The organism is Isoptericola sp. MSGPD8_1_ISO-PGPR-S23-394, assembly GCF_058072785.1.
On the sequence record NZ_CM176517.1, the window covers coordinates 799,897 to 825,276 of the forward strand.

Below are 25,380 nucleotides of genomic sequence, written 5' to 3' on the forward strand. Positions count from 1 at the left end.
GCATCCGGCCCCGATTGTCGCGGCCGACGGGCGCGGGAGCAACGTGGCCCTCAGGGCACGAGCACGGCGGCCACGGCGCCCCACTCCGCGGCGGACGAGACGGCAGCGGCGTCGTCGGGGTCGACGGCCACGAGGGTCACGGCCGCGTCCCGGGCTGCGGGTGGTGCGCTGCCGAGCAGCCCCGCGGCTCCGGGCGCGGCGTCGTCGGACCCCAGTGGCGGCAGGACGAGCGCTCGCCGCGCGAGGTAGTCGGCGTCCTCGTCGGTGCCCAGCAGGTCGACGCGGTCGCCGGGCCGCAGCCACGACGCCTCGGTGAGGCGCACGCCGACGACGACGGTCCCCTCGGGTGCCCGCGCCGCCATGCCGCCGCCGGCGACGAGGTCGGCGTGCAGCGGCAGGCCCTGGGCCAGCGCGACGGCCGGGGACCGGCCGACGGCGTCGGCGGGGTCGGTCAGCACGCCCGGCGGGGCGAGCTCGGCCGCCACGGTGACCGTGTCCAGGTCTCCGGGTGTCAGCGTCGCGCCGGCGGGCAGCGCGCGGGCCGCGACGACGATCTCCCGGGTGGGCGGCGGCGCGGGCCGCAGCGCCTCGACGGTCGCCCCGGCGGCGAGACCGCAGCAGACGGCGGCGACGACGAACCGTCCGCGCCACAGCAGCGTCCGGGCGTGGCGGGCGATCCGGGTCCTGGTGGTGGGCTGCATGTCCGGCACGCTAGGTCGGTGCCCGGCACGCCGGGGCGGCGGCGCGGGTCCGTGTGGACGCCGGCGGCCTGTGGGTGGCTGCGGTGGCCCGAGGTCAGGCGGAGGCGGCCTTGGACGAGCTCCCGGATCCGCTGGACCCCGCGCCGGAGGAGCCGGAGCCCGACGAACCGCTGGAACCCGAGCCCGACGAGCCGCTGGAACCGGAGCTGCCCGACTTCTTGGCGCCGGAGCCGGAGTCCCCGGACGACGATCCGCTCGAGCTCTTCGAGCCGCTGCGCGAGTCGGTGCGGTAGAACCCGCTCCCCTTGAACGTCACGCCCACCGACCCGTACTGCTTGCGCAGCTGTCCGGAGCACTCGGGGCAGACGGTCAGCGAGTCGTCGGTGAACGCCTGGTGGATGTCGAAGGCGTGGCCGCAGTCGGCGCACCGGTAGGCGTACGTGGGCACGGGGCTCTCCTCGTCGGGCTGGCACTCAGAAGTTGCGAGTGCCAATCATACGCGGACGGTAGTCTCGCCTGCGTGTCAGCGAGCGACCTGCCCTCAGCGAACGACTCCGACCTCGAGCCCGGTGAGCCGGAACGGCCGGACGAACCGGCTCGTGAGGCCGATCCCGCTCCTGCGCACTCCCGGTTGCGCCGCGCCCTGGTCGGGGTCGCGGTGCTGGTGGCGCTTGCGCTCGTCGCGACCGTCACGTTCACCGTCGTCACGGTCCGCAAGCCGCTGCCCGAGGTGTCCGGGACGCAGAACGTGCCCGGGCTGACCGGTCAGGTCACGGTCCACCGCGACGAGCAGGGCGTGCCCCAGGTCTACGCCTCCACGTCCGAGGACCTGTTCGCCGCCCAGGGCTACCTGCACGCCCAGGAGCGGTTCTTCGAGATGGACTACCGCCGCCACGTGACGGCCGGCCGGCTCGCCGAGCTCGTCGGCGACGTCCCCGCCGCGATCGACGCCGACAAGGTCATCCGCACCTTCGGCTGGCGCGACGTCGCCGAGGAGGAGTGGAACCTCATCTCCCCGGAGTCGCGCGGCTACCTGCAGGCGTACGCGCAGGGGGTCAACGCCTACCTCGCCGACCGGAGCCCGGACGAGATCGCCCTCGAGTACACCGTGCTCGGCACCACCGTTGACGTCCCCGACCCGGCACCCTGGGACCCCGTCGACTCCCTGGCCTGGCTCAAGGCCATGGCCTGGGACCTGCGCGGCAACTACGACGACGAGCTGGACCGGGCGCTCGCCTACAGCACGCTCGAGGACGTCGAGCTCGTGAACGAGCTCTTCCCGAGCTTCGCCGAGGGTGGCAACACACCGATCCTCGCGGAGAGCGACCTGACCGCCGGCGGCGAGGGCGGCTCCCAGCGGTCCCGCTCCGCCACGGAGATCGCCTGGGGCGACGCGGCGCTGGACGGCGCCGTGTCGTCCGCCGCCGCCGCCGTGGAGGCCGTCCCCGTCCTCGTCGGTACCGGGGAGGGCACCGGGTCCAACTCGTGGGTCGTCTCCGGAGACCTCACAGAGTCCGGCTCCCCGATCCTGGCCAACGACCCGCACCTGGCGCTCGACGTGCCCAGCCTGTGGTCCCAGGTGGGTCTGCACTGCGAGCAGGTGGGCGACGACTGCCCCTTCGACGTGGCCGGGTTCTCGCTCGCAGGGTTCCCCGGGGTGATCATCGGTCACAACGCGGACCTCGCCTGGGGCCTGACCAACATGGGCGCCGACGTCACGGACTTCTTCGTCGAGCGGATCCGCGACGACACCTGGCTGCGCGACGCCGACGCGGAGGAGTGGGAGCCGATGGAGGTGCGCTCCGAGACGATCCGGGTCGCGGGCGGCGACTCTGTCGAGCTCGAGGTGCGCTCGACCGGCCACGGCCCGGTGGTGTCGTCCGTCGTCGACGTCGGCGCCGTCGTCGGCTCCCCGACAGAGGCGGGCACCGCGTTCGGCGAGTACGCCGTGTCGTTGTCGTGGACCGCCCTCGAACCGGGACGCACGGCGGACGCGATCTTCGCGATGGACGCCGCGAGCGACGCCGACGACGTCCAGGCCGCGGCCGCGCTCTTCGACGTGCCGGCGCAGAACATCGTGTTCGCGACCACGGACGGCCACATCGGCTACCAGGCGCCGGGGCGCGTGCCGGACCGCCGGCGCGTCGCCGGCCCGGTCCCCGCGGACGGGACCTGGCCGCGGCCGGGCTGGGACCCGCGCTACGACTGGCAGGGCCGGGTCGACGCGGAGGACATGCCGCGTGCGCTGGACCCCGAGGAGGGGTTCATCGTGGCCGCGAACCAGGCGGTGCTGCCCTCGGGGGCCGGGCCGTACCTGACGCAGGACTGGGACCACGGGTTCCGTTCGGAGCGCATCCGCGAGCTCCTCGGCGAGCAGGTCGCGGCCGGCCGCCCGTTCACCGTCACCGACATGAACGCCCTGCAGAACGACGGCTGGTCTCCGTTCGCCGCCGAGCTCGTCCCGGTGCTGCTGGACGTCGAGCTCGACGACCCGTACGACGCCGCCGGCCAGGAGCTGCTGGCCGGGTGGGACTACACGACGGGCACGGACTCGGCGGCCGCGGCCTACTTCAACGCCGTGTGGCGCAACCTGCTGCAGGCGACCTTCTGGGACGACGTCCCCGAGGGCATGCGACCGACCGGCGGCTCCCGGTGGCTCGTCGTCGTGCGAGACATGCTGGAGCGGCCCGAGGACCCGTTCTGGGACGACCGCTCCACCGTCAACGTCGTCGAGACCCGGGACGAGGCCCTCACCCAGGCGCTGGTGACCGCCCGTCGCGACCTCACGGTCGAGCTGTCCAAGGAACCGGAGGACTGGAGCTGGGGCGCGCTGCACACCCTGTCCCTCACGCACCCCGTGGTCGGTGGCGACGACGTGCCCGCGCTCGTGCGCGACTACGTCAACCCGCGGCCCGTCGAGATGCCCGGCGGCAGCTCCATCGTCAACGCGACGTCGTGGGACGCCTCTACGGGCAGCTTCGCGGTGACCACCGGCCCGTCGATGCGGATGGTGGTCGACCTCGGCGACCTGGACGGGTCGACGTGGGTGACCGTGACCGGCACGTCGGGGCACCCCGGGTCCGCGCACTACACGGACCAGCTCTCGGCGTGGGCGGCCGGCGAGACGTTCGCCTGGCCGTTCAGCCGGCAGGCCGTCGAGGAGTCGGCGCAGGCCACCGCGACGCTGGTGCCCTGAGCGCCTGCTAGACCGCCGGCAGCGGGAGCCAGCCGTCCTGCGTCGCGACGGCGTCCACCGCCACGTCGTGCTCCAGGACGGGCAGTGGCCGCTGGGTCGCGTCGTACAGCTCCTCGGGGAACACCACGGCGACGGACGGCACGCCGGCGCGCACCTGCTTGAGTACGCGGTCGTACCAGCCGCCGCCCTGTCCCAGGCGCGTGCCGCGGGTGTCGACGGCCAGCGCCGGGGCGATGACGACGTCGGCCTCGGCGATCACGTCGGCGCCCAGGTTGGGGCCGCCCGGTTCGGGTGGGCGTCCCGGAGCACGTTCGAGCAGGTCGTCGGGGCCGGTGTAGTCGGCCCAGTCGCGGGCCAGCCCGGCACCGAGGACGGGCAGCAGCACGCGTGCGCCGCGTCCGGCGAGCATCTCCAGCAGCGGTCCCGTGCCCGGTTCGGTGGGCCGCGCCGCGTAGGCGACCACGACGGCGGCGTCGCGCACCGCGGGGATGGTGGCGAGGACCTCGGCCAGCGCGGCAGCCGCCTCGTCGCGGAGCCGCTGGGACCGTTCCGTGCGATGGTGCCGGATCGCGCGCCGGAGCTCGTCCTTGGCGTCTTCGGGTTCCATGCCCGCGACGACCGGGTACGGCTGGCGCGCTGTCGAGGCCTTGAGGTCGCCGTGCATGTCCTCATTGTGGCAGGGTCCTGGTCACGGGGGACCCGGCGCGCCGGGTGGACGAGGGAAGCCGGGATGAACGATGCGAAGAGGTGGGCGGTGACCAGGCCCTGGCCCGTCACCCTGCGGGAGGACACGCCGTCGGGCGCCGTGGTGCTGCGCCCGTTGCGCCGCCGGGACGGCGGCGAGTGGATGCGGCTGCGCCAGCTCAACGCGTCCTGGCTGCAGAGCTGGGAGGCGACGACCCCGGGCGACCGGCCGGAGGCCACCTCGTTCGCCGACTACGTGCGCGCGCTGAGCGCCCAGGCCCGGGCGGGTACGGGGCTGCCCTTCGTGGTGGAGCTGGACGGGGCGCTCGTCGGACAGCTCACCGTGTCGTCCATCCAGTACGGGTCGCTGTGCTCGGGCAGCATCGGCTACTGGGTGGCGCGCGAGCACGCGGGCCGCGGCATCATCCCCACCGCGGTGGCCATGGCGACGGACTACTGCTTCTTCGTGCTGGGGCTGCACCGGATCGAGATCAACATCCGGCCCGAGAACGCCGCGAGCCTGCGGGTCGTGACCAAGCTCGGCTTCCGTGACGAGGGGCTGCGGGAGCGGTACCTGCACATCCAGGGCGACTGGCGGGACCACCGCACCTTCGCACTGACGACCGAGGAGGTGCCGGGCGGGCTGCTGGCCCGGTGGCAGCAGGTGCGCGGCAGCGCCTGAGCGTCCAGGTCGCGGACACGCCGCCCGTCGGTCCGGCACGGCTCGCCCTGCCTCGCCTACCGTCGTCGTGTGGAGACGTCGCCGGCAGGACTCGCAGCCCTCGCGCTGTTCGTGCTGTGGCTGGGCTTCTGGGTCCCGCAGCGGGTGCGTCACCGTCAGCAGCTCGCCGACGCGCAGCTCGACGACCGGTTCTCCGGCGGTCTGCGGGTCCTCGCGGTGGCGGACGCAGGCACAGATGGACCGGGAACCGGTGGGCGACGGAAGGAGCGTGCGATGCGACAGGACCGCGACAGCGTCTCGACGGCGACCGGCGGCGTCCCGCTCGCTGCCGCACGGGCGGCCGGGCCGCCGTCGGACGCCACGCCGCACGTGCGCACCCAGCGGCTCGCCGTGCTGGAACGGCGTGCCGCGCGTGCGCGCCGCCGTCTTCTGGTGACGTTGCTCCTGGCGCTGGGCACGGGCGGGGCGTGGGCAGCCGTCGGGCTGGGGTACCTGGTCTGGTGGGGTGCGGTGATCCCCTCGGCGATGCTGGCGGGCGTGCTGCTCCTGGGCCGGTTCGCGGTGCTCGCGGCGCGGCGCTCGGACGCGCGGTGGCGTGCGGAGCGACGGGCCGAGCAGCAGTGGGCGACCCAGCAGCGCACGCTGGCGCACGGCGGACCGTACGCACCGCGCAACCGGGCGCGGATCACGGGGCGCGCCGTGCACCCGTCGGACACCAGCACACGGATGATCCCGCGCGTGCAGCAGGCGGCGCCCGCGGCGGAACCCGAGCCCGCCGGGCGTGCGACCGCACCGCGCGAGCCGGCCACCTCCGTCGCCGGCTCCGGAGACCGGGCGGGCGACGACGACCAGGAGCCCGTCCGAGAGGCTCCGGTCGCGTCGCGCCCCACGGGCGAGCCCTGGGAGCCGGTTCCCGTGCCCCTGCCCACCTACGTGACCAAGCCCGCCGCGCCGCGACGGGAGCAGGCCACGACCGTGCCGACCCACCGGACCCGGGACGTGGAGACGCCGGGCCCGGCACGCGAGAGCGGTCCGGCCGCCGCGTCCTCGGCCGCGTCCGCTCCTGCTGCGCCGGTGCACCCGGCACGTGACGGGCAGGATGCCTCGTCGACCATCGAGGATCCCCGCCCGCGCACCGAGACGCTCGGGCTGCCGCTCGAGCAGATCCTCGCGCGACGCCGGGCCGCGGGCTGACTCACCCGCCCGGCCGGGTGGCTCATGTCACGTCCCGGCCGGCGGGCCGATTTGGTCGGGGACGGTGGCAGGGTGCTAATCTTGCTACCGCTCCACGGGGCAGTGCATGGGGCTATGGCGCAGTTGGTAGCGCGTCTCGTTCGCAATGAGAAGGTCGGGGGTTCGAATCCCCCTAGCTCCACCGCAGAAGGCCCGGAACCGATGGTTCCGGGCCTTCGTCGTCCCCCGACGGCGGCGACGGGAGGGGAGATGGTTGACGCCCCGCCGGACCCGCTTTGGGGGATGAGCCCGGCAGGGCGTCTGTTCCTCACGCTAGTGACGCACCGTCAGGGCCCCGTCGGGAACACCTCAGGGAATCATCAAGATCGCTGAACCGCGGCACACCTGCCCGGCGTCGCGGGCGCGGGCACCGGCCGGTCCATGACGTGCTCATCCCAGGTCAGTCCGGTCGGGCCCGGCGGCGAGGCACTCCCGCAGCTCCGCACGGCTGCGGACGCTGAGCTTGCGGAACGCGGACGAGAGCTGGTTCGTGACCGTGTTCGGTGACGTCCCGGTGACCGCGGCGATCTCCTTGGCCGTGTACCGGTCGGCGGCGAGCCGCACCACCTGCAGCTCGCGGGCGCTGAGCAACAGCTTCCGGTCGGCGTCGCCCCGCCAGGTGGCCATGCCCGGCACCTGGGACCGCAGCGCGTCCGCCCGGACCCGGTGGCGCAGGCAGGCCGGCGTGCGCCGCCTGCGGTCGAGGTGGTCGGCGAGTGCGAGCCAGGTGTCCGTGGCCGTGGTCACCAGCCCGAGCTCGTTCGCCTCGTCGGCGATCGTGGACAGAGCCTCGAGGTCCCCGTCCGCCGCCGCACGCCCGTGGCGGGCGAGGAGCTGCAGCAGCCCCCCGCCGGCCGTCGCCACGGCGTCGTCGAGGACGGACGTCGCGGCCGACACCTGCCGGTCGATGCGGACGGCGCAGTGAGCGAGCATGCCGGCGAGGTAGGTGTGCTGGGCCGCGAGCAGCCACCGGGCCGAGTCGACCAGCTGCTCGGCGGCCCGGTCGCGGTACCCGTCCGCGCCGGAGCGCCACGCCTCGCCCCACGTACGCAGCATGACCACCTTGGGGTCACCGGAGGCCGCGCCCGGCAGGGCGTCCCACGCCTTGCGCGCCTCGACAGTGCGGCCCGTCGCTTGTGCCGCGGCTCCCGCGAGCGCCAGGGCGGCCGGCAGCACACCCGAGACGTCCCGCCACTGCAGCCGGGACACGGCATCGGTGGCCAGCGCGAAGGCCTCCTCGGCGTCGGCGGCCAGCAGCTCGGTCAGCCCCAGGGCGTACTGCCATGCGCCGACCGCCTCGGGGGTCTGCTCGGTGGCCGCGGCGATCGCGTCCCGGACCCGGCGGCGCGTGGCCTGCACGTCGCCGGTGTAGGACAGGGCCATGGCGTCGGCCAGCTCGACGAGCAGCGAGCCGGCCGGCACCTGCGCGAGCATCTCCGCAGGCGTCCGCCGTAGCCGGTCCACGAGCCGCTCGGTCATCTCCAGCGGTCCGGTGACGACGCCCGACATCGCGACCATGATCATCCCGTAGGTCGTCTCGGCGTCGGTGGGTCCGCTCGGTGCCTCGACGGGCGTGGTGGCCGTGGCGCCGGCGACCGCACGCCACCGCAGGGCGGCGCGGCGCAGGTGAGCGGCGTCGTCGCCGTCCGGCAGCCGGGCCAGGGTCTCCTCCAGGACCGTCTGCGCTCCCGTGGCGTCCCGGTGGTGCAGCCCGTGGTGGTGTGCCCGGGCGAGGGCGACCGCCACCTGCTCGGCGGGCGTCGTCGCCCTGTCCTGGGCCGCGTCCAGATACCGGTCGCCCTGCTCGGTGTCCCCGAGCCCGGAAGCGGCCAGGCCCGCGATCCGGTGCGCCTCGACCGCGTCGGGCGCCTGGCCGAGCGCGGCGTTGGCAGCTCTGAACGCCAGGCGGTCGTCGTGGGCGGCCAGGGCCAGCCGCGCGAGGTCGAGGGTCGCGGCGACATCGAACGGCTCACCGAGGTCGAGCGCCAGAAGTGCGGCCCGACGGCGGGACGGCCCGCCGGGTCCCGGCCCGGCGGAGGCCGCGTCGCCGTCGCGCAGGGCACGGACGGCCTCGGCAGTGAGATCTCGCCACAGCGCGGCAGGCATCGCGGCACGCAGCGCCTCACCGTCGAGGGGGCCCGCGAGCTGCAGCCGTCCGTCCGTGGTGACGTCGACGACGCCCGCCCGGACGAGGGCGCGCCGCAGTGCGTCGTCCAGGGCCGCCGGTGGGCACTCGCCGGCGATCGCGACGACGGCCGCGGCCTCGCGGGCGGCCTCGTCGAGCCGGTCGAACCGGCGGCGCAGGGCCTGTGCCAGGCGGGTCGTCGGCACAGGGTCGCCCACCAGCTCCCACCCGTGCGGCGTCGGCACGAGGCGGCCCTCGTCGAGAGAGCCGCGCACGACCTCGCGCAGGTGCAGCGGGTTGCCGCCCGTCGCGGCGACCAGGCGGGGCAGGGTCGCCGGGGTGACGGGACCCGACAGCTCGTCCGTGAGGAACTGCGCCGACCGGGCGGTGTCGAGCCCTTCGAGTCGCACCGCGTCGATGTCGCCGGCGTCGTACAGGCTCCCGACGGTCTCGGGGAGGGCGGCGAGGTCACGGGCGGTGAGCACGGCGCGGAGGCGAGCCCTGCGCAGCAGCTGGCCCACGACGAACAGGGAGGCGTCGTCGAGGTGCTCGACGTCGTCGACCAGGAGCAGGGTGGTCGAGCGGCGCCGGGTCAGGACGTCGACGAGGCCGGCCGGCGTCTGCTCCGCGGGGTCGATGCCCGGCAGGCCCGCGAAGACGCCGAGGGGGATCTCCCGGCCGAGGCCGCAGGCGCTGAGGACCGGTGCGCTGCCGCCTCGGCCCTCGTGGTCCGCTGCCACGGCGCGCAGCAGGTGGCTCTTGCCGATGCCGGGCGGGCCGGTGATCAGCACCGCCCGACCAGTGCGGGTCAGGGCGACGATCTCGTCGTGGGCGTTCGACGTCAGGGCAGGGCCGGGCAAGCGTGATCGTCCTCCGGTGCGGGGCTGAGGCCTCCAAACTATGGCGCCCCGGCCCCGACGACCCGCCGGACCGGACGGGTGTCGAGGACTTCACCCGCCCGGGTCCGCCCCCGCCGGCACCTGACCGATGTCGGCGCTCACCGGCAGGCGACGGTCTCGGCGGGGACGTCCATCACGAACTCGACGTCGACCGTCTCGGTCTGCGTCAGCCCGTCGACCAGGGTGGCCGCACCGATGATCGTGCCGTCCTCGTGCACGACCTCGGCCGACTCCGGGCTGCCGAAGACTCCCTCGGGCCCGGCCCACGAGACGTCGTCGAACGGCGCACCGCCGATCGTCTGCACGGAGACGTCGACCTGGACGCGCTCTCCCTCGTGCGTGCCCAGCCCTTGCAGCTCGAGCTCGCGGTCGATCCCCGCGTCCTGCAGCGGATCGCAGCTGCGGACCTCGTCGAGCGAGTACTCGATGCCGCCGACGGTCACCGTGCCGGCGCTCGACCCGTCGTCGTCGGGCTCCTCCGGCCCGGAACGCTCGTCCGATGCGGTCGCCTCCGGCTCCGTCTCCGGGGCACCGTCGGGGCCGGCCGCTGCGTCGGTCTCCGTGCCTGCTGCCGACTCCTCGACGACGTCGTCGTCGGGGATGGTGTCGTCACCTGCGGCGCAGCCGCCGACGAGCAGGGTGGTCAGGGCGGCAGCGGCGAACGCGCGGGCCGGCATGCGGCAGAGGGTTCTCATCGTGGGTGCTACCTCTCGGGTGATCATGGATGCCGTCACGGACAGGAGACGGCGGCGGTGACCGCGTGATGGACGGTCATGCTTTGCGCCCGGCTGCGGCTCGACGGGCGGTCAGGACGAGCGCCATGCCGAGCAGCATCGTCCCGACGGCGACCACGACGGCCACAGCTGGCGAGGCGCCGGTGGCGGGCAGCGCGGACGACGCCGCGACGGTGTCGGTCGGAACCGGCGTCGTCGCGGGCCTCGCGCCGTCGTCGTCGCCCCCTTCCGTCCCGCCTCTGGACACCCCGCCGTCGTCGACGAACCCCGCCGGAGCGTCGGCGGTGTCCGTTCCGTCGACCTCGTCGACCTCGACGACCACGCTGCCTCGCGCCTCGCTGGCCTCGTGCGTGCCCGTGATCGTGTGGGAGCTGGCGGTGGGGAAGGTGACCTGGTCGCCCGCGACGACGTCGGTGGCGACGTCCGAGGCGAACAGCGTGTCGTCGGTGACGTCGCCGAGCGAGGTCCCGGCGGCGTCGAAGCCCTCGGCGGCCAGCGTGACCGTCCCGCCGACGTCCACCCGGGCGGCCGACGCCGTCACCTCGATGGCCGCGACGCGCGGGGAGTCGTCCCGCCACAGCGCCGACAGGGTCGTGTCGGCGCGCAGCGGCTGGCCATAGGTCCACGGTGAAGGGTCGTCGCCGACGGTCGTCCAGCCGGCGAAGAGCAGTCCGGGGGCGGTCGGCGTCGGCGGGGCGTCGTCCGGGGCGATGGTGCCCCAGGGCGCGTCGTCCTGCGGGGTGCCGAGGTAGAGGGGGACGAGCCGGCTCTCCGGCAGGTGCGCGCCGGTGGCGGCGCCGGCGACGAAGTCGACCTCGATCAACGGTTCGGTCGCCAGCCCGTACCAGGTCGGCCAGGTGAAGGCCTGCGGGAGGCCGCTCGTCTCACCGTGCCGCCAGAGGTGCTCGACGCGCGGCGTCGTGGCGACGTCCCGCGCGACGGGCGAGTTCTCCGGCCCGCCGATGATCTCGGGTGCCGGCCCGAGGAACCGGATCGTCCCGAGGGTGGGGTTGTCCTGGAAGACGTCCTGGCCCATGGTCGCGAGCGCGGGGGGTAGGTCGACCTGTGCGAGGGCGTTGTCGCTGAACACGCCGTGGCCCAGGTACTCCAGCCCGGCCGGCAGGTCGATCGAGGTCAGCTCGTTCTCGCTGAACACGCTGTTGCCCAGGTGCGTCATCGACCCGGGCAGGTCGATCGAGGCCAGGGCGTTCCCGCCGAACGCGCGGACGCCGTTGATCCCCGTGACCGACGGGGGCAGCACGAGCTCGGTGAGCCGGTTGCCCTCGAAGGCACGGTTGCCGATAGTGGTCAGCCCGTCGGGCAGCGCGACCGCCTCGAGCCCCTCGTCCTGGAACGCGCCCGCACCGACCGCGCGGACCGGGACGCTCCGACCGTCGATCGTCACCGACGGGGGCAGGGTGACGGCGGGGTGCTCGTCGTTGCCGACCGGGTCGTAGGACGTCGCCGCAGCGCCGAGGCTCGGGCTCGCGGGGGACCGGAGCTCGTAGCCCACCCCGTCGACATCGACGGTGTCGGCGGCCGCAGCAGGGGTGGCCAGGGCAGGGACGAGCAGGACGAGCGCGGCCGCACCGAGGACCCAGCGGGCCGGTCGGACGTCGGGGCATCGAGAAATCTGCATGGCGGCTTTCTCCAGGGACTGTCGGACCCCAAGACGGTAGGAGCGGCCCGTGAGACGCAGCAATGGTCACTTGTTGACTACGTGTCGGTGCCGGTGCCGGTGCCGGTGCCGACCGGACGGGTCGGACGCAGCCGCACGCGCACACCCTCCTCCGTGACCTCAGCATGAACGACCGTGAACAATGGCCGAACACTGCGCACGCTGCCCGATATGTCTGGAAGTGCGCGAGGCGGTCGCGTCATCCTTGGCCGCGTGCATGACGAGATCTCCGAGGTGGCCCGGCATCGTCAGGTCCGCGGCGGTGCCCGGCTCGCCGGGATCGTCACCGACCTGGCGCGACCCGTCGACGTCGTCGGGTCGACGATGCCCGTCGGCCAGCTCGAGGTGATGTTCCGCAACCCGGAGGTGACGTGCGTCGTCGTCGTCGAGGACGGCGGGACGCGCACCGGTGTCATCATGCGGTCCGGCCTCACGGCCTCGCTGACCGGGCGGCTCGGCTACGGGCGCGCGGTGCTCGAGCGCAGGCCCACGGCCGCCGTCACCGACTGGAACCCGATGGTGGTGCACCCGCACGACGCCGTGTCCGCCGTCGCCACCCGGGCCATGGAGCGCGCCGACGACCACCGTTACGACGACGTGCTCGTCGCCGGCGACCGCTGGGAGAGCGCCAGCACCGCGGACCTGATGCGCTCGCTCGTGGCGGCGCTCGCGGACCGGTCCACGCACGACCCGCAGACGCGACTGCCCACGCGGGCGGCGACCTGGCACTCGTTGGCCCGGCGGTGCGAGCTCGTGCGGGGCACCGGCACACGGGTCGTGCTCGTGCTGCTGGACGTGCGCGGCATGGCGACGCTCAACGCCCGCCACGGCTTCACGGTGGGGGACACGGTGCTCGTCGAGCTGGCCGCACGGATCTCCGGCGGGCTGCCGCGCGGGTGCGAGGCCGGTCGGGTGGACGGTGACCGCTTCGCGGTGCTCGCGACCCTTCCGCCGATGGACGACATCCAGGCCGCGGCGTCGGCCGACCACCTGCGGCGGCACGTGCTGGCGAACCTCGCCGAGCCCTCCGGCGCCGTCGACGGCCTCGTGTGGCCGGCGCTGCGCTCCTCGGTGGTGTGGTCGGTGGCGGGTTCGGCTTCGTCCGAGGAGCTGGTGCGCGAGGCCGAGTCCCGGCTGACGCGGGGCGCGGGCCAGACCGAGCGGCCGGCCGGTCCTGAGGTACCGCGCGATCCGACGCCACCGGCTCCGCAGCCCGCGGCGCCTGCGCAGCGGCACCCGGACGCAGCTGCCCTCCCGTTGCGCCAGGTCGGCTGACCCCGCTCGACGACGGCCGACACGAACGTCCTTTCCGAGCTGCGCAAGCTGCCCCGGCGCCGTGTGCAGGAGTTCAACCTCTGGGCGGACGGCGTCAGCCCAGAGACTCGTTCCTGTCGGTGATCACGCTCCTGGAGCTGCGCAGCGGGATCGAGCGGCCGTGGTCCATCGGCTGGTCGTCGCGACGCGCCACGAGAAGGACTTCGCGCCGTGGGGCGCCGTGATCGAGAACCCGTGGGAGCCGAAGGGCTGAGCAGGGGGACGCGGCATCGACCTGGTGCCCAGAATGCGCGAGGATGGGGTACGTGCGTGTACGGAACGCCCGATTCGTCCTGACCATCTGCCTGGCGGTGCTCGTCGCCGGCTGCGCTGCTGACGACCCACCGCCCGAGCCCGCCGGCCCGGCCGGCGACACGGTCGTCGCTGCCCCGACGAGCCACACCCTGCTGCTGCCGGCGACGGACCCGGCCGAGCTCGCGCTGACGACGAGTCAGCAGGTCTTCGAACGCTCGCCGGTGGCGGTCGTGGCCGCCGGGTACCCGGTCGCGGACGGGCCCGACGGTGCACCTGACGACGGCACGTCCGACGCTCCGGCATCTGACCCCGCCTCCGACCTCGCGTCCGACGGCGCGGCGGTGCGAGGAGCGCAGGCCGCGGCCGCCGAGCTGCTCGGCGCGCCCGCCCTCGTGGTCGGCGGCGCCGTCTCGTCCCACGGCGTCACTGACGAGCTCGAGCGGCTGGGTGTGCAGGTGGCGGTGGTGGTGAGTCCGGCGGCGGCTCCAGGATCTGCGGGGGCCGAGGCGTCGGGGAGCCCGGGGGGCGCCGAGAGCGGGGCGCCGTCCGACGGCGGCACGGCGGCCGGGTCGAGCGACGCGGAGCGGGCGGCGACGACCGCGGGTGCCGCCGTCGTGCACCTGCGCGCAGGCGCCCTGCCGGACCGCTCCGAGGAACCCGGGGCGCTGAGCGCCACCGAGGCGTCGCGGCTGCAGGACGAGGTGGCCGCGGCCCTCGCGAGCGGAGCGACGGCGGGCAGCGGTGAGGCCGCGCAGGCCGGCCTGCGCGAGGTTCTCGCGCTGACCGACCCGCAGCCCGGCCAGGAGGCCGCGATCGCGACGCTGCGTGCGGCCGGTGCGGTCGACCACGAGGTGCCGGACGGGGACATCGGCGCCTCGCCGGAGTCCATCGAGCAGATCGACATGGCCCAGGCGCTCGCCGTCGTCGGGGTGGGCCCCACGTTCGGGGACGCGACCGAGTTCGCGTGGCGCGTGGCGGCGGCCGAACGGGGCGAGCTGCTGCCGACGGGTACCCAGCACCTGCTCCCGGCCCGCTACGTCACCACCGCGGGGAGCCGCTACGACGAGCCCTCCGACGTCGTGGCCCGGGCCGCGGCGACGGCGGAGGCGTATGCCGACCTGGAGGGCGGGCCGGTCGTGCCGACGGTCGTCGTCGAGGGCAGCGCCGTGGAGCCGCTCGCCGAGCTGGAGCCCCTGGTCGACGCGGCGCTCGCGGCGGACCAGTACGTGCTGCTGGACGTCGGGGCGGGGGAGTCGACGCTGATCGAGGGCGTCGAACCGCTCGCCGAGCTCCTGGAGCGACCGGGCGTGGGGGTCGCGCTGCACCCGGAGCAGCGCCGGGGCGAGGGGCTGCCGCCCGGACAGGTGGCGGTGGAGGAGGTGGAGGCCGTGATCGCCTATATTGAAGGGGTGGTTACTAATCACGGTCTGCCCCCGACGACGGTGGTCGTGCACCAGACGCGTCCCGAGTCCGTCGTCGACCGTGAGCACCTCGCCGACGTGGCCGCCGCCACGGACGCGGTCGAGATCGTCCTCGCCGCGGACCGCACCGGCGGACCGACCACCACGGAGTGGGTGTGGGGCCGTGTGATCGACGACGTCCCCGACGGGGTGCACGCCGGCTGGGCGGGACCGACCTACCTCCCGGGCCCGGCGGCCGACCTCGTCCCGACAGACCCGGCGCCGCTGCTCGTCGCCGGGCCCTGACCAGGAGAACCCATGCTGCCCCTCATCCCGTGGCCCACCGAGGTCATCGAGGCCACCGACGCCTCCGAGCGTGGCGCCGCGCGGCTCCCGCTGCCCGCCGTGCGGATCGACGCCCCCGCCGACCTCACCGCCGTCGTCGCCGAACAGCTCGCCGCCGCCGGCGTGCCCGTCGTCGGTGCCGGTGCCGGTGCCGGCGCCGACACGGCCGAGCCCGCCGCCGGTGCTGCCGACGCCGTGCCGTTCACCCTGCGTCTCGACCCGGCCGCCGGCCCCGCCGCCTCGGACAGCCCGGAGCGCTACACGCTGCGGGTGACGGAGGCGGGTGTCGAGGCGACCGCGGCCGCACCGGTCGGGCTGCTGCACGCGGCCCGGACGCTGCGGCAGCTCGTGACCGACGGCGCGAGCGCGCCCCTCGGCGTCGTGCACGACGCCCCGCGCTACGCCTGGCGCGGGCTCAGCTTCGACGTGGTGCGCCACTGGTTCGGGCCGGACGACATCCGGGCGGTGGTCGACCTGGTGGGGGCGTTCAAGCTGCGCGTGCTGCACCTGCACCTGACGGACGACCAGGGCTGGCGGATCGAGATCCCGTCGCGGCCCGAGCTGGAGAAGGCCTCGGACAACCAGGTCGGTGGCGGGCCTGCCGGTCACCTCACCTCGGCCGACTACGCGGCCCTCCAGGAGTACGCCGCGGCCCGGTTCGTCACGATCGTGCCCGAGTTCGACATGCCGGGCCACGTCAACGCCGCCACGCACGTCTACGGCGCGCTCACCGCCGACGGTCTCGCGACCGACGCCTACGACGGCATCGAGGTCGGGTTCTCCCGGCTGTGGTTCGACAACCCGGCGACCGAACCGTTCCTGCGGGACGTGATCGGCGACCTCGCCCGCATGACGCACGGCGAGTGGGTGCACGTCGGCGGCGACGAGGTCCTGACGATGGACCACGCCGAGTTCGCGCGGTTCGTCGACCTGGCGCAGCGGATCGTCCGCGAGCACGGCAAGACGCCGATCTTCTGGCAGGAGGGTGCCCGCGGGCCGGTCGAGGCCGGGACGCTGCTGCAGTACTGGGAGCCGAAGGGCGAGGAGTTCGACCGGTTCGTCGCCGCGGCCGAGAGCGGGGCGCGGTTCGTCATGTCGCCGGGGAACCACGCCTACCTCGACATGAAGTACACCCCCGAGCACCCGCTGGGCCTGGAGTGGGCGGGTCACGTCGAGCTGCGTGACGCCTACGCGTGGGAGCCGAGCGCCGTCATCGACGGCCTGCCGCCCTCGGCCGTCGAAGGGGTGTCCGCCGCCGTCTGGACCGAGACCCTCACCACGCGCGACGAGCTGTTCTCGATGCTGCTGCCGCGCCTCGGCGCCGTCGCCGAGGTGGCCTGGTCCGCGCCGGAGCACAAGGACTTCGACGGGTTCGCCGCCCGCACCGCCGCCGCCGCACCGGCGTGGCGGTCCGCGGGCTGGGCGTTCCACCAGACCCCGCAGGTCGCCTGGTGAGCTGAAGCGATCCGGCCGCAGCCGGGGCGAGGAGAACCGCGCACGACCGTCGGTCCCGAAGTGGAGCGCCCCCTGGGGCGCGTGAACGCGGTCGTGCGCGGTTCTCCTCGCCCCGGCGACTCGCCCGCTCAGATCCAGTTCTGGAAGCGGATGATCTCGCGCCAGTAGTCGTACGGCACCTGCATCGCCGACCAGAACGGGTAGAACGCCACCGACACGGCCGTGACGGCCAGCAGGACGCCCACGACCACCCCGACCGTGCCGCCGCGCCCGCGACCTCGTGCGCTGCGTTCCAGCGCTACCACCATCGGGTACAGCAGCGTGAGGATCACCCACGGCGTGAACACGATCGAGTAGAACGCGAAGATCGTCCGGTCGGTGTACAGGAACCAGGGCAGCCAGCCGGCGACCGTGCCGGACAGCACGGCGATCGCCCGCCAGTCCCGCCACCACGCACCGAGCACGATCGTCACCACGATCGCGATCGCCGCGAGGAACCACAGCAGCGGGTTGCCGAGCGCGGTCACCGCGACCGCGCACGCGCCGTCGGCGTCCGCGGGACAGCCGCTCTCCCCGGCGGCCGAGCGCTCCCAGAAGAACGACGTGGGCCGCCACTGCACGATCCAGCCCAGCGGGTGGGCCGCGTAGGCGTGCTCGGAGTCGAGATCCCGGTGGAAGCCGTACACCTGCTGGTGGTAGTGCCAGAGGCTCTCCAGCCAGTCCGGGACCCACGACGCCTGGTCGGGGTCGTCCTGCGCCCACGTGCGGTTGTACGCGGGGACGGACGAACCGGCGCTGGCGATCCACCGCCACCACGACGCCACGTAGGTGACCAGCGCGACCGGCACGATCTGGACGAAGGCGTACGGGGCGTCGAGGAGCAGCGACCTGGCGGCGCCCCCGGGGAGGCCCGCCCGGTGTCGCGCGGTCATGTCCCACAGCACCGTGAGCAGCCCGAACACGGCGACGAACCACAGCCCGGACCACTTGACCCCGCACGCGAGCCCGAGCGAGACCCCCGCGGCGAGTCGCCACCACCGCACGCCCAGCCAGGCCGGGGACCACCCGGTGACGGGACCGCCCGCCGGGGAGATCGCTCCCACGCGGGCGGCCAGCCGTCGTCGGGTCTGCTCCCGGTCCAGCAGCAGGCACCCGAACGCCACCAGCACCCAGAACATGAGGAACTGGTCCAGCAGCGCGGTCCGCGAGTGGACGATCGCCTGACCGTCGATCGCCAGGAGGAAGCCCGCCGCGAGGCCCATCACGGTGCTCGAGAACAGCCGCCGCGCGATGCGGGCCAGCAGCAGCACCGCGAGGATGCCGACGACGGCGCTCGCCAGCCGCCAGGCGAACGGGTCGGTCGCCCCGCCGCCCGCCTCCATGCCGAGCCAGATCATCCACTTGCCCACCGGGGGATGGACCACGTAGGCGGCCTGGTCGAGGTAGGTGTCGACGTCGCCCGCCTCGAACGCCGGGTTGGGGTCGTCGGGCCACTGCCTCTCGGCGCCCTCGCGGCCCAGGGTGTAGGCGTCCTTGACGTAGTACGTCTCGTCGAAGACGAGGGTCCCGGGCTTGCCGAGCTCCCACAGCCGGGTGGCGGCCGCGACGAGCGTGACGAGGACGGCGCCGAGCCACCCCAGCGCGCGGGCCCGCCACGTCGCGCCGAGAGCGAGGCGTCGTTCGCCCAGCAGCCGGACCAGGAGCGACTGCTCGGTCAGGGCGGGCTCCTCCGGCCCGTCACCGGGCCGCGGTGTCCCGACGTCCGTGCCTGGTGCCGGGTCCGCGTCCGACGGCGGGACACGGCCGTGGTCGGATGCCGGTGCCGGTCCCGGTGCCGGTGCCGGTCCCGGTCCCGGTGCCGCGTCCGACGGGGCGTCGGCCGTGCCGTTCGACCGCACGCTCGGGATCGCCCCGGTCACGGCACGGATCGCGCCGGTCACGAGGGGGATGCCGCGGGTGTCCGTGCGGCGGTGCCCGTGGATGTCGCGTCGCGAGGGGTACTGCTGGCGGTTCTCCGATGCGGCGTCGGCAGCGGAGTTCTCACCGGTGGTCGGGGCGTCGGCATCGGGGGCGCTCACCTCGGCCACTTTAGAGGGTCATGACGGCGCCGTGGGACAGTGGGCCACATGAGTCGTGACGCCGAGGCCGGGTCCGTCGTGCTGGCCGCCACCCCCATCGGCAACGTCGAGGACGCCTCGCCGCGACTGCTCCGCCTGCTGCAGGAGGCCGACGTCGTCGCCGCCGAGGACACCCGTCGCCTGCACGGCCTGGCCGGGCGGCTCGGGATCCAGGTCGGTGGCCGCGTCGTGTCGTACCACGAGCACAACGAGCGCGACCGCGCCGACGACCTGCTGGACGTCGTCGACGGCGGCGGGACCGTCGTCGTCGTCACCGACGCCGGGATGCCGGCTGTCTCCGACCCAGGCTTCCGGCTGGTCGAGCGGGCCGTCGAGCGCGGCCTGCCCGTGACGGCGGCGCCGGGAGCCTCCGCGGTACCCACCGCGCTCGCGCTGTCCGGGCTGCCCACCGACCGGTTCACCTTCGACGGGTTCGTGCCGCGCAAGGCGGGGGACCGGGGCCGGTTCCTCGACGCGCTCGCGGCCGAGCCGCGCACCATGGTCTTCTTCGAGGCGCCGCACCGCATCGTCGAGACACTGGCCGCGATGGCGACGGCGTTCGGCGAGCACCGCCCGGCGGCCGTCTGCCGTGAGCTGACGAAGACGTACGAGGAGGTGCTGCGCGGCACCCTCGGTGAGCTCGCGGCGCTCGCGGGCGAGCGGGCCGCCGACGGCCGGGGGCTGCGCGGCGAGATCTGCGTGGTCGTCGGCGGCGCCCCGGCCGCGGGGCCGCCACGGCTCGAGGACCTGGTGCCCGAGGTCCTCGAGCGCGTGGAGTCCGGTGAACGCCTCAAGGCCGTGGTGGCCGAGGTCGCGACGGCGGCCGGCGTCCCCAAGCGGGACCTCTACGCCGGCGCCCTCGCCGCCCGCCCGTCGAGGTAGGGCGCCGGAACGGGGCACCGACGACGCCGGCGCGCGGTCAGGAGAGGCTGCGGAAGAACGTGCGGAGGTCGTCCGCGAGCAGCTTCGGCTCCTCCATCGCGGGGAAGTGGCCGCCCTCGCGGAACTCGCTCCAGCGGCTGGCCGCGCCCCACGGGTCCATCACGCGGCGCACGAGCGGATGGGTGTCGAACACCGCCCATCCGGCCGGCACGTCGGCGGCCATGGCCCACTCGAGCCCCGAGTGCTCGCCCTCGTAGTAGAACTGCGCGCTCGACGCGCCGGCACGGGTGAACCAGTACAGGCTGATGTTGGTCAGGAGCTGGTCGCGGTCGACCGACTCGTCCGGCGTCCGGGACGCGCCGCCGGTCCAGCCGTTGAACTTCTCCGCGATCCACGCGAGCTGGCCGACCGGCGAGTCGGTGAGGGCCGGCCCGATCGTGTCGGGACGGTGGTTCTGCATCTCGTAGTACCCGCGCTCGGCCGCGCCCTCGGCACGGATCGCGTCGATCTCGGCCGTCTCGTCGTCGGTGAGACCGTCGGGCACCGGGAACTTGTCGCCCACCATCCCGAGCAGCCGGCGTTCCGTCGCGACGTGCGTGCCGATGACCCGTTCCGGGTGGAGGGCCGCGAGCCGGCCGACGATCCCCGAGCCGATGTCGGTGCCGTGGGCCGCGAAGCGCTCGTACCCCAGGCGCGTCAGGATCTCGGCGAAGGCCTCCGTGGTCCGTGCCAGCTCCCAGCCGGTCCCGGACAGCGGCGTGGAGAACCCGAAGCCGGGCAGCGAGGGGACGACGACGTGGAAGTCGTCGGTCAGCAACGGCACGAGGCGCTGGTACTCGACGAAGGAGCCCGGCCAGCCGTGGTGGAGGACGAGCGGGATCGCGTCCGGGTTCGCCGAACGCACGTGGACCACGTGGAACGCCTGGCCGTCGACGACGGTGGTGAGCTGCTCGAGCTCGTTGAGCGCCGCCTCCTGGGCGCGCCAGTCGAAACCGTCGCGCCAGTACTCGGCGAGCTCGCGCAGGTACGCCAGCGGGATGCCTCGGCTGAAGTCCGTGCGGTCGGACCGGCCCGGGACGGGGTGCGGCCAGCGGGTCTGCGCGAGCCGGTGACGCAGGTCGTCGACGTCGGCCTGCGGGATGTCGATGCGGAAGGGGGTGAGTGCTGTGTTCTCGGTCATGACGACGACGTTCGCAGCCGATGCGGCAGGTTTTCTTCCGCGATGGCTGAGATGATCGGGAACATGCTGGAGACGTCGGCCCGCCTGCTCGAGCTGTTGTCGTTGCTCCAGCTCAAGCGCGACTGGAAGGGACCCGAGCTGGCCGACCGGCTCGGCGTGAGTGCACGGACCGTGCGTTCCGACGTCGGCAAGCTGCGGTCGCTCGGTTACCCGGTGGACTCGAGCCCCGGCGTCGCGGGCGGGTACCGGTTGGCCGCCGGGACGGCGATGCCCCCGCTGCTGCTCGACGACGACGAGGCCGTCGCCGTCGCGGTCGGGCTCGGTGCGGTCGCCACCCGTCGGATCGGCGTGGAGGAGACGTCCCTCACCGCGCTCGCGAAGCTCGAGCAGGTGCTGCCCGCACGCCTGCGGCGGCGCGTCGAGGCGGTCCGTGAGGCGACGAGCGCGGTCGCCGGGGCCGGTCCGCCGCTCGACCTCGCGGTGCTCGGCGCCGTCGCCGCCGCGATCCGTGGCCACGAACGGCTCCGGTTCGGGTACACGAAGCCCGGGGGCAGCGAGGCGGCGCGGCACACCGAGCCGCAGCGACTCGTGACGTGGGGGCCGTACTGGTACCTGCTCGCGTGGGACCTCCACCGTGACGACTGGCGGGTCTTCCGCGTGGACCGCATGGTTCCGCACGCACCCACGGGCGCGCGGTTCCGCGGGCGATCCCGGAGGACAAGGTCGTCGAGTTCGTCGTGCGACGTGTCAGCAAGGGAGCCTGGAGATACCGCGCCCGGGTGCTGGTGCATGCTCCCGCCGCCGAGGTCGCCGCGAGGCTCGTCGTCCCGCTCGACATCGAGGCGGCTGACGCGTCCTCGTGCCGCGTCGAGCTGGGGTCCGACGACCCGGACCGGCTCGCACTGTGGTTGACCCAGCTCGACGCCGACGTCGAGGTGCTCGAGGGTGACGAGCTCGCGGTGGCGTTCGACCGGCTGGCGGCAAGGTTCCGCCGCGCCGCGGGCGTTCCCGCGACGTGAGGTCGGGCCTACCCGACGTCCCCGGACCCCGTGAGCTCGACCCCGGCGTCGGCGAGCTCGCTGCGGGCCTGCTCCCCGAGCTCCGGCGAGACCGGAGCGGTGAGGTCGGTCAGCACGCGGGTGGTGAAGCCCAGGCGTGCCGCGTCGAGCGCGGTGTGCTTGACGCAGTGCGACTCGGCGAGGCCGACCACGTCGACGGCGTCGGCACCGGCGTCCCGCAGCGCGTCGACCAGCCTGTGCCCCTCGTCGTCGGCCCCGTCGAACCCGGAGTACCCGTGGTCGTACTGGCCCTTCTTCACGGTGACGTCGGCGGCCAGGTCCGCGAGCGCCGGGTGGAGCTGCGCATTCGGGGAGTCCGCGACGCCGTGGACGGGCCACGACGTCACGAAGTCCGGGGTGTCGCTGAAGTGCTCGCCGGGATCGATGTGCCAGTCCTGGGTGGTGACGACCAGGCCGTACCGGTCGCGGTGCGCCCCGGCGTACGCGGCGACGTCGGCCGCGACGCGGTGGCCGCCCTCCACGCCGAGCTCGCCGCCCTCGCAGAAGGTCGGCTGGACGTCCACGACGATCAGTGCGCGCGTGCTCATGCTCCTACTGTGCCACCGCGGGCGAGGGCCGCCCAGGGGTGACGGGGCCGCAGCCTGGACGCCCCGGTCACCCACCGCCGTCGGCCATTAGGATTCGGGGCATGACCCACATCCTCTCGGCCGTGGCGTGGCCCTATGCCAACGGCCCGCGGCACATCGGCCACGTCGCCGGCTTCGGCGTTCCCTCCGACGTCTTCAGCCGGCACATGCGGATGGCGGGTCACGACGTCCTGATGGTCTCCGGCACCGACGAGCACGGCACCCCGATCCTCGTCCAGGCGGAGCAGGAGGGCGTCACGCCGCAGGAGCTCGCGGACCGCTACAACCGCGTGATCACCAAGGATCTTGCGGACCTGGGCCTCAGCTACGACCTGTTCACGCGGACCACGACGCGCAACCACTACGCCGTCGTGCAGGAGATGTTCCGCACGGTGCACAAGAACGGCTACATGGTCGAGAAGTCGACCATGGGCGCCATCTCCCCGTCCACGGGGCGCACGCTGCCGGACCGTTTCATCGAGGGCACCTGCCCGATCTGCGGCTACGACGGCGCGCGCGGCGACCAGTGCGACAACTGCGGCAACCAGCTCGACCCCATCGACCTGAAGAACCCGCGCAGCCGCATCAACGGCGAGACGCCGAAGTTCGTCGAGTCGAACCACTTCTTCCTCGACCTGCCGGCGCTCGTCGACGCGTTGTCGTCGTGGCTCGAGACCCGTAGCGGCTGGCGGCCCAACGTGCTGAACTTCAGCCGCAACCTGCTCGACGACGTCCGCCCGCGCGCCATGACGCGCGACATCGACTGGGGCATCCCCGTGCCGCTGGAGGGCTGGGAGGACAACCCCGCCAAGCGGCTCTACGTGTGGTTCGACGCCGTCATCGGCTACCTGTCCAGCTCGATCGAGTGGTCCCGCCGCCAGGGCACGCCCGAGGCGTGGCGCGAGTGGTGGACCAACCCCGACGCCCGCTCGTACTACTTCATGGGCAAGGACAACATCACCTTCCACTCCCAGATCTGGCCGGCCGAGCTGCTGGCGTACGACGGCGGCGGGTCGCGCGGAGGTGCACCGGGCGAGTTCGGGTCGCTCCAGCTCCCCACGGAGGTCGTCTCCAGCGAGTTCCTCAACGTGGAGGGCCAGAAGTTCTCGTCCTCGCGCGGCGTGGTCATCTACGTGCGCGACATGCTGGCGCGCTACCAGCCCGACGCGTTCCGCTACTACGTCGCGGCGGCCGGGCCGGAGAACCAGGACGTCGACTTCACGTGGGACGGGTTCCTGCGCCGCACCAACGACGAGCTGGTGGCGGGCTGGGGCAACCTGGTCAACCGCACGGCGTCGATGGTGCACAAGAACTTCGGGGAGATCCCGACGGCCGGTGAGCTGACCGACACGGACCACGACGTCCTGGCGGCCACGCGGAAGGCGTTCGGTGACATCGGGTCGCTCATCGAGTCGAACCGGCAACGGGCCGCGATCGCGGAGGCGATGCGCGTCGTCGGCGACGTCAACCGCTACGTCTCCGAGACGGAGCCGTGGAAGCTCAAGGCGGACCCGGACCGGCTCGCCACCGTGCTGCACACCACCACCCAGGCGGTGAGCGACTGCAACACCCTGCTCGCGCCGTTCCTGCCACACTCGGCCCAGTCCGTGCACGAGGTGCTCGGCGGCACGGGGGAGTTCGCCCCGCAGCCGCGCATCGAGGAGGTCACCGACCTCGACGACGACTCCCGGCACTATCCGGTCATCACGGGCGACCACGACGGCACGTACCGGTTCCCGGCGTGGGAGTCCCGCCCCGTCACGCCGGGCACCCCGATCGCCAAGCCGACCCCGGTGTTCACCAAGCTCGACGACTCGATCGTCGAGGAGGAGCTGGAACGCCTGCGCGAGAAGGCCTGATGGGACGGTCGAAGCGCGAGCGGGGCTTCCCGCCCGACCCGGAGCCGCTGCCGGTCGCCGTCGTCGACAACCACACGCACCTGGACGCGATCGGTGCGCTGGCGCGCGACGCGTCGCCCGGCGAGCCGGTCCCGACCGTGGCGGACCATCTCGCCCGGGCGGCCGCCGTCGGCGTCGACCGGATGGTGCAGGTGGGCTGCGACCTGCCGTCGATCGAGTGGACCGACGCTCTGCTGCGCACCACCGGTGCCGAACAGGAGCCTGGGCCCGGTTTCGCGCCTGAAAGCGGGCGCAAGCTCCTGTTCGGCACCCGTGCGTTGGTCGGCGCGGTGGCGATCCACCCCAACGAGGCGGTCCTGCACGCCGGCGTGCGCGAGGTGGGCCCGGACGGCCTCGAACCGTCCCCGCGCGAGCACCACGCCGTCGGGCTCGACGACGCGATCGCGCGCGTCGCCCAGGTCGCCCGGGACAACCCCCGCGTCCGGGCCGTCGGCGAGACCGGGATGGACCTGTTCCGGACCGGACCGCAGGGCGAGGCGGTGCAGCGCGAGGCCTTCCGGGCGCACGTCGCGCTGGCCAAGGAGCTCGGGCTGGCGATGCAGATCCACGACCGTGACGCCCACCAGCAGGTGATCGACGTCCTGCTGGCCGACGGCGCCCCGGAGCGCACGGTGTTCCACTGCTACAGCGGGGACGCCGAGATGGCGGCGCTGGCCGCCGAGCACGGCTGGTACCTGTCCTTCGCGGGCCCGGTGACCTACCCGAAGAACGACCACCTGCGCGAGGCGCTGCGGACCGTGCCCCTCGACCTGGTGCTGGTCGAGACCGACGCGCCCTACCTGCCGCCGCACCCGTTCCGCGGCCGCCCCAACGCCCCGTACGTCGTCGCGCACACCGTGCGGGCGATGGCGGACACGCTGCAGCGCCCGCTCGACGAGCTCTGCCGAGCGGTCTCGCGGAACGCCGAGCGCGTCTACGGGACGTGGTGACCCTGTC

The 25,380-nt window shown here is 74.0% G+C and carries 19 protein-coding genes, 1 tRNA gene and 1 pseudogene; 12 read left to right on the plus strand and 9 right to left on the minus strand.

What is annotated here, in order from left to right:
• Positions 1–50: 50 nt before the first annotated feature.
• Together AC3RJ8_RS03605 and AC3RJ8_RS03610 are read right to left on the minus strand one after the other, a co-directional pair.
• Positions 51–701: an SAF domain-containing protein gene (locus tag AC3RJ8_RS03605; protein WP_489714579.1), complete on the minus strand. Its 651-nt coding sequence runs from the start codon at positions 699–701 to the stop codon at positions 51–53.
• A 94-nt stretch (positions 702–795) separates the two neighbouring features.
• Positions 796–1,149: an FmdB family zinc ribbon protein gene (locus AC3RJ8_RS03610; RefSeq protein ID WP_489714580.1), complete on the minus strand. Its 354-nt coding sequence runs from the start codon at positions 1,147–1,149 to the stop codon at positions 796–798.
• A 183-nt stretch (positions 1,150–1,332) separates the two neighbouring features.
• Here AC3RJ8_RS03610 and AC3RJ8_RS03615 point away from each other — a divergent pair, with 183 nt between their 5' ends.
• The gene (locus tag AC3RJ8_RS03615) at positions 1,333–3,897 is read left to right on the plus strand and encodes a penicillin acylase family protein (RefSeq protein ID WP_489715567.1); all 2,565 of its coding nucleotides are present in this window, start codon (positions 1,333–1,335) and stop codon (positions 3,895–3,897) included.
• A gap of 7 nt (positions 3,898–3,904) precedes the next feature.
• On the opposite strand, the gene AC3RJ8_RS03620 is transcribed toward AC3RJ8_RS03615, so the two are convergent.
• Positions 3,905–4,561, minus strand: a complete 657-nt coding sequence (locus tag AC3RJ8_RS03620; RefSeq protein ID WP_489714581.1) for a 5-formyltetrahydrofolate cyclo-ligase — start codon at positions 4,559–4,561, stop codon at positions 3,905–3,907.
• 66 nt (positions 4,562–4,627) lie between these two features.
• Between AC3RJ8_RS03620 and AC3RJ8_RS03625 the strand changes: the two genes are divergently transcribed.
• The 3 genes from AC3RJ8_RS03625 (at position 4,628) to AC3RJ8_RS03635 (ending at position 6,638) form a co-directional block, all read left to right on the plus strand.
• Positions 4,628–5,263 carry a GNAT family N-acetyltransferase gene (locus AC3RJ8_RS03625; RefSeq protein ID WP_489714582.1) on the plus strand — a complete coding sequence of 212 codons (636 nt, stop codon included), beginning with the start codon at positions 4,628–4,630 and terminating at the stop codon, positions 5,261–5,263.
• Positions 5,264–5,332: 69 nt separating this feature from the next.
• Positions 5,333–6,457 carry a hypothetical protein gene (locus AC3RJ8_RS03630; protein WP_489714583.1) on the plus strand — a complete coding sequence of 375 codons (1,125 nt, stop codon included), beginning with the start codon at positions 5,333–5,335 and terminating at the stop codon, positions 6,455–6,457.
• A gap of 108 nt (positions 6,458–6,565) precedes the next feature.
• A tRNA-Ala gene (locus AC3RJ8_RS03635) sits at positions 6,566–6,638 on the plus strand.
• A gap of 248 nt (positions 6,639–6,886) precedes the next feature.
• On the opposite strand, the gene AC3RJ8_RS03640 is transcribed toward AC3RJ8_RS03635, so the two are convergent.
• From AC3RJ8_RS03640 to AC3RJ8_RS03650, 3 genes are all read right to left on the minus strand, one after another.
• Positions 6,887–9,481 carry a LuxR C-terminal-related transcriptional regulator gene (locus AC3RJ8_RS03640; RefSeq protein WP_489714584.1) on the minus strand — a complete coding sequence of 865 codons (2,595 nt, stop codon included), beginning with the start codon at positions 9,479–9,481 and terminating at the stop codon, positions 6,887–6,889.
• A 137-nt stretch (positions 9,482–9,618) separates the two neighbouring features.
• The gene (locus AC3RJ8_RS03645; RefSeq protein ID WP_489714585.1) at positions 9,619–10,197 is read right to left on the minus strand and encodes a hypothetical protein; all 579 of its coding nucleotides are present in this window, start codon (positions 10,195–10,197) and stop codon (positions 9,619–9,621) included.
• 94 nt (positions 10,198–10,291) lie between these two features.
• Positions 10,292–11,893: a leucine-rich repeat domain-containing protein gene (locus tag AC3RJ8_RS03650; protein WP_489714586.1), complete on the minus strand. Its 1,602-nt coding sequence runs from the start codon at positions 11,891–11,893 to the stop codon at positions 10,292–10,294.
• A gap of 252 nt (positions 11,894–12,145) precedes the next feature.
• On the opposite strand from AC3RJ8_RS03650, the gene AC3RJ8_RS03655 reads away from it, so the two are divergent.
• The 3 genes from AC3RJ8_RS03655 (at position 12,146) to AC3RJ8_RS03665 (ending at position 16,701) form a co-directional block, all read left to right on the plus strand.
• Positions 12,146–13,207, plus strand: coding sequence for a sensor domain-containing diguanylate cyclase (locus tag AC3RJ8_RS03655; RefSeq protein ID WP_489714587.1), 1,062 nt, complete (start codon positions 12,146–12,148; stop codon positions 13,205–13,207).
• Between the two features lie 305 nt (positions 13,208–13,512).
• On the plus strand, positions 13,513–15,207 hold the full coding sequence (locus AC3RJ8_RS03660; protein ID WP_489714588.1) for a hypothetical protein: 1,695 nt from the start codon (positions 13,513–13,515) through the stop codon (positions 15,205–15,207).
• Between the two features lie 12 nt (positions 15,208–15,219).
• Positions 15,220–16,701: a beta-N-acetylhexosaminidase gene (locus AC3RJ8_RS03665; RefSeq protein ID WP_489714589.1), complete on the plus strand. Its 1,482-nt coding sequence runs from the start codon at positions 15,220–15,222 to the stop codon at positions 16,699–16,701.
• A 128-nt stretch (positions 16,702–16,829) separates the two neighbouring features.
• Here the strand turns inward: AC3RJ8_RS03665 and AC3RJ8_RS03670 are convergent, their stop codons facing one another.
• Positions 16,830–18,779 carry a dolichyl-phosphate-mannose--protein mannosyltransferase gene (locus AC3RJ8_RS03670; RefSeq protein ID WP_489714590.1) on the minus strand — a complete coding sequence of 650 codons (1,950 nt, stop codon included), beginning with the start codon at positions 18,777–18,779 and terminating at the stop codon, positions 16,830–16,832.
• 48 nt (positions 18,780–18,827) lie between these two features.
• On the opposite strand from AC3RJ8_RS03670, the gene rsmI reads away from it, so the two are divergent.
• A complete protein-coding gene (gene rsmI, locus AC3RJ8_RS03675) occupies positions 18,828–19,700 on the plus strand; it encodes a 16S rRNA (cytidine(1402)-2'-O)-methyltransferase (RefSeq protein ID WP_489714591.1) in 873 nt (290 codons plus the stop codon).
• 37 nt (positions 19,701–19,737) lie between these two features.
• On the opposite strand, the gene AC3RJ8_RS03680 is transcribed toward rsmI, so the two are convergent.
• Positions 19,738–20,880 (minus strand): epoxide hydrolase family protein, encoded by a 1,143-nt coding sequence (locus AC3RJ8_RS03680; RefSeq protein WP_489714592.1) that lies wholly within the window; start codon positions 20,878–20,880, stop codon positions 19,738–19,740.
• Positions 20,881–20,922: 42 nt separating this feature from the next.
• Between AC3RJ8_RS03680 and AC3RJ8_RS03685 the strand changes: the two genes are divergently transcribed.
• Together AC3RJ8_RS03685 and AC3RJ8_RS03690 are read left to right on the plus strand one after the other, a co-directional pair.
• Positions 20,923–21,792 (plus strand): helix-turn-helix transcriptional regulator, encoded by an 870-nt coding sequence (locus AC3RJ8_RS03685; protein WP_489714593.1) that lies wholly within the window; start codon positions 20,923–20,925, stop codon positions 21,790–21,792.
• Positions 21,702–21,899 (plus strand): annotated as a pseudogene (locus AC3RJ8_RS03690) (WCX domain-containing protein); the annotation flags it as partial. The gene AC3RJ8_RS03685 and the pseudogene AC3RJ8_RS03690, both read left to right, overlap by 91 nt.
• 8 nt (positions 21,900–21,907) lie before the next feature.
• Here the strand turns inward: AC3RJ8_RS03690 and AC3RJ8_RS03695 are convergent.
• The gene (locus AC3RJ8_RS03695) at positions 21,908–22,486 is read right to left on the minus strand and encodes an isochorismatase family protein (RefSeq protein WP_489714594.1); all 579 of its coding nucleotides are present in this window, start codon (positions 22,484–22,486) and stop codon (positions 21,908–21,910) included.
• A 101-nt stretch (positions 22,487–22,587) separates the two neighbouring features.
• Between AC3RJ8_RS03695 and metG the strand changes: the two genes are divergently transcribed.
• On the plus strand, positions 22,588–24,384 hold the full coding sequence (gene metG, locus AC3RJ8_RS03700) for a methionine--tRNA ligase (RefSeq protein WP_489714595.1): 1,797 nt from the start codon (positions 22,588–22,590) through the stop codon (positions 24,382–24,384).
• Complete coding sequence (locus tag AC3RJ8_RS03705) at positions 24,384–25,373, plus strand: TatD family hydrolase (RefSeq protein ID WP_489714596.1); 990 nt, start codon at positions 24,384–24,386, stop codon at positions 25,371–25,373. The genes metG and AC3RJ8_RS03705 overlap by 1 nt, the downstream gene beginning before the upstream one ends.
• Positions 25,374–25,380: the final 7 nt, after the last annotated feature.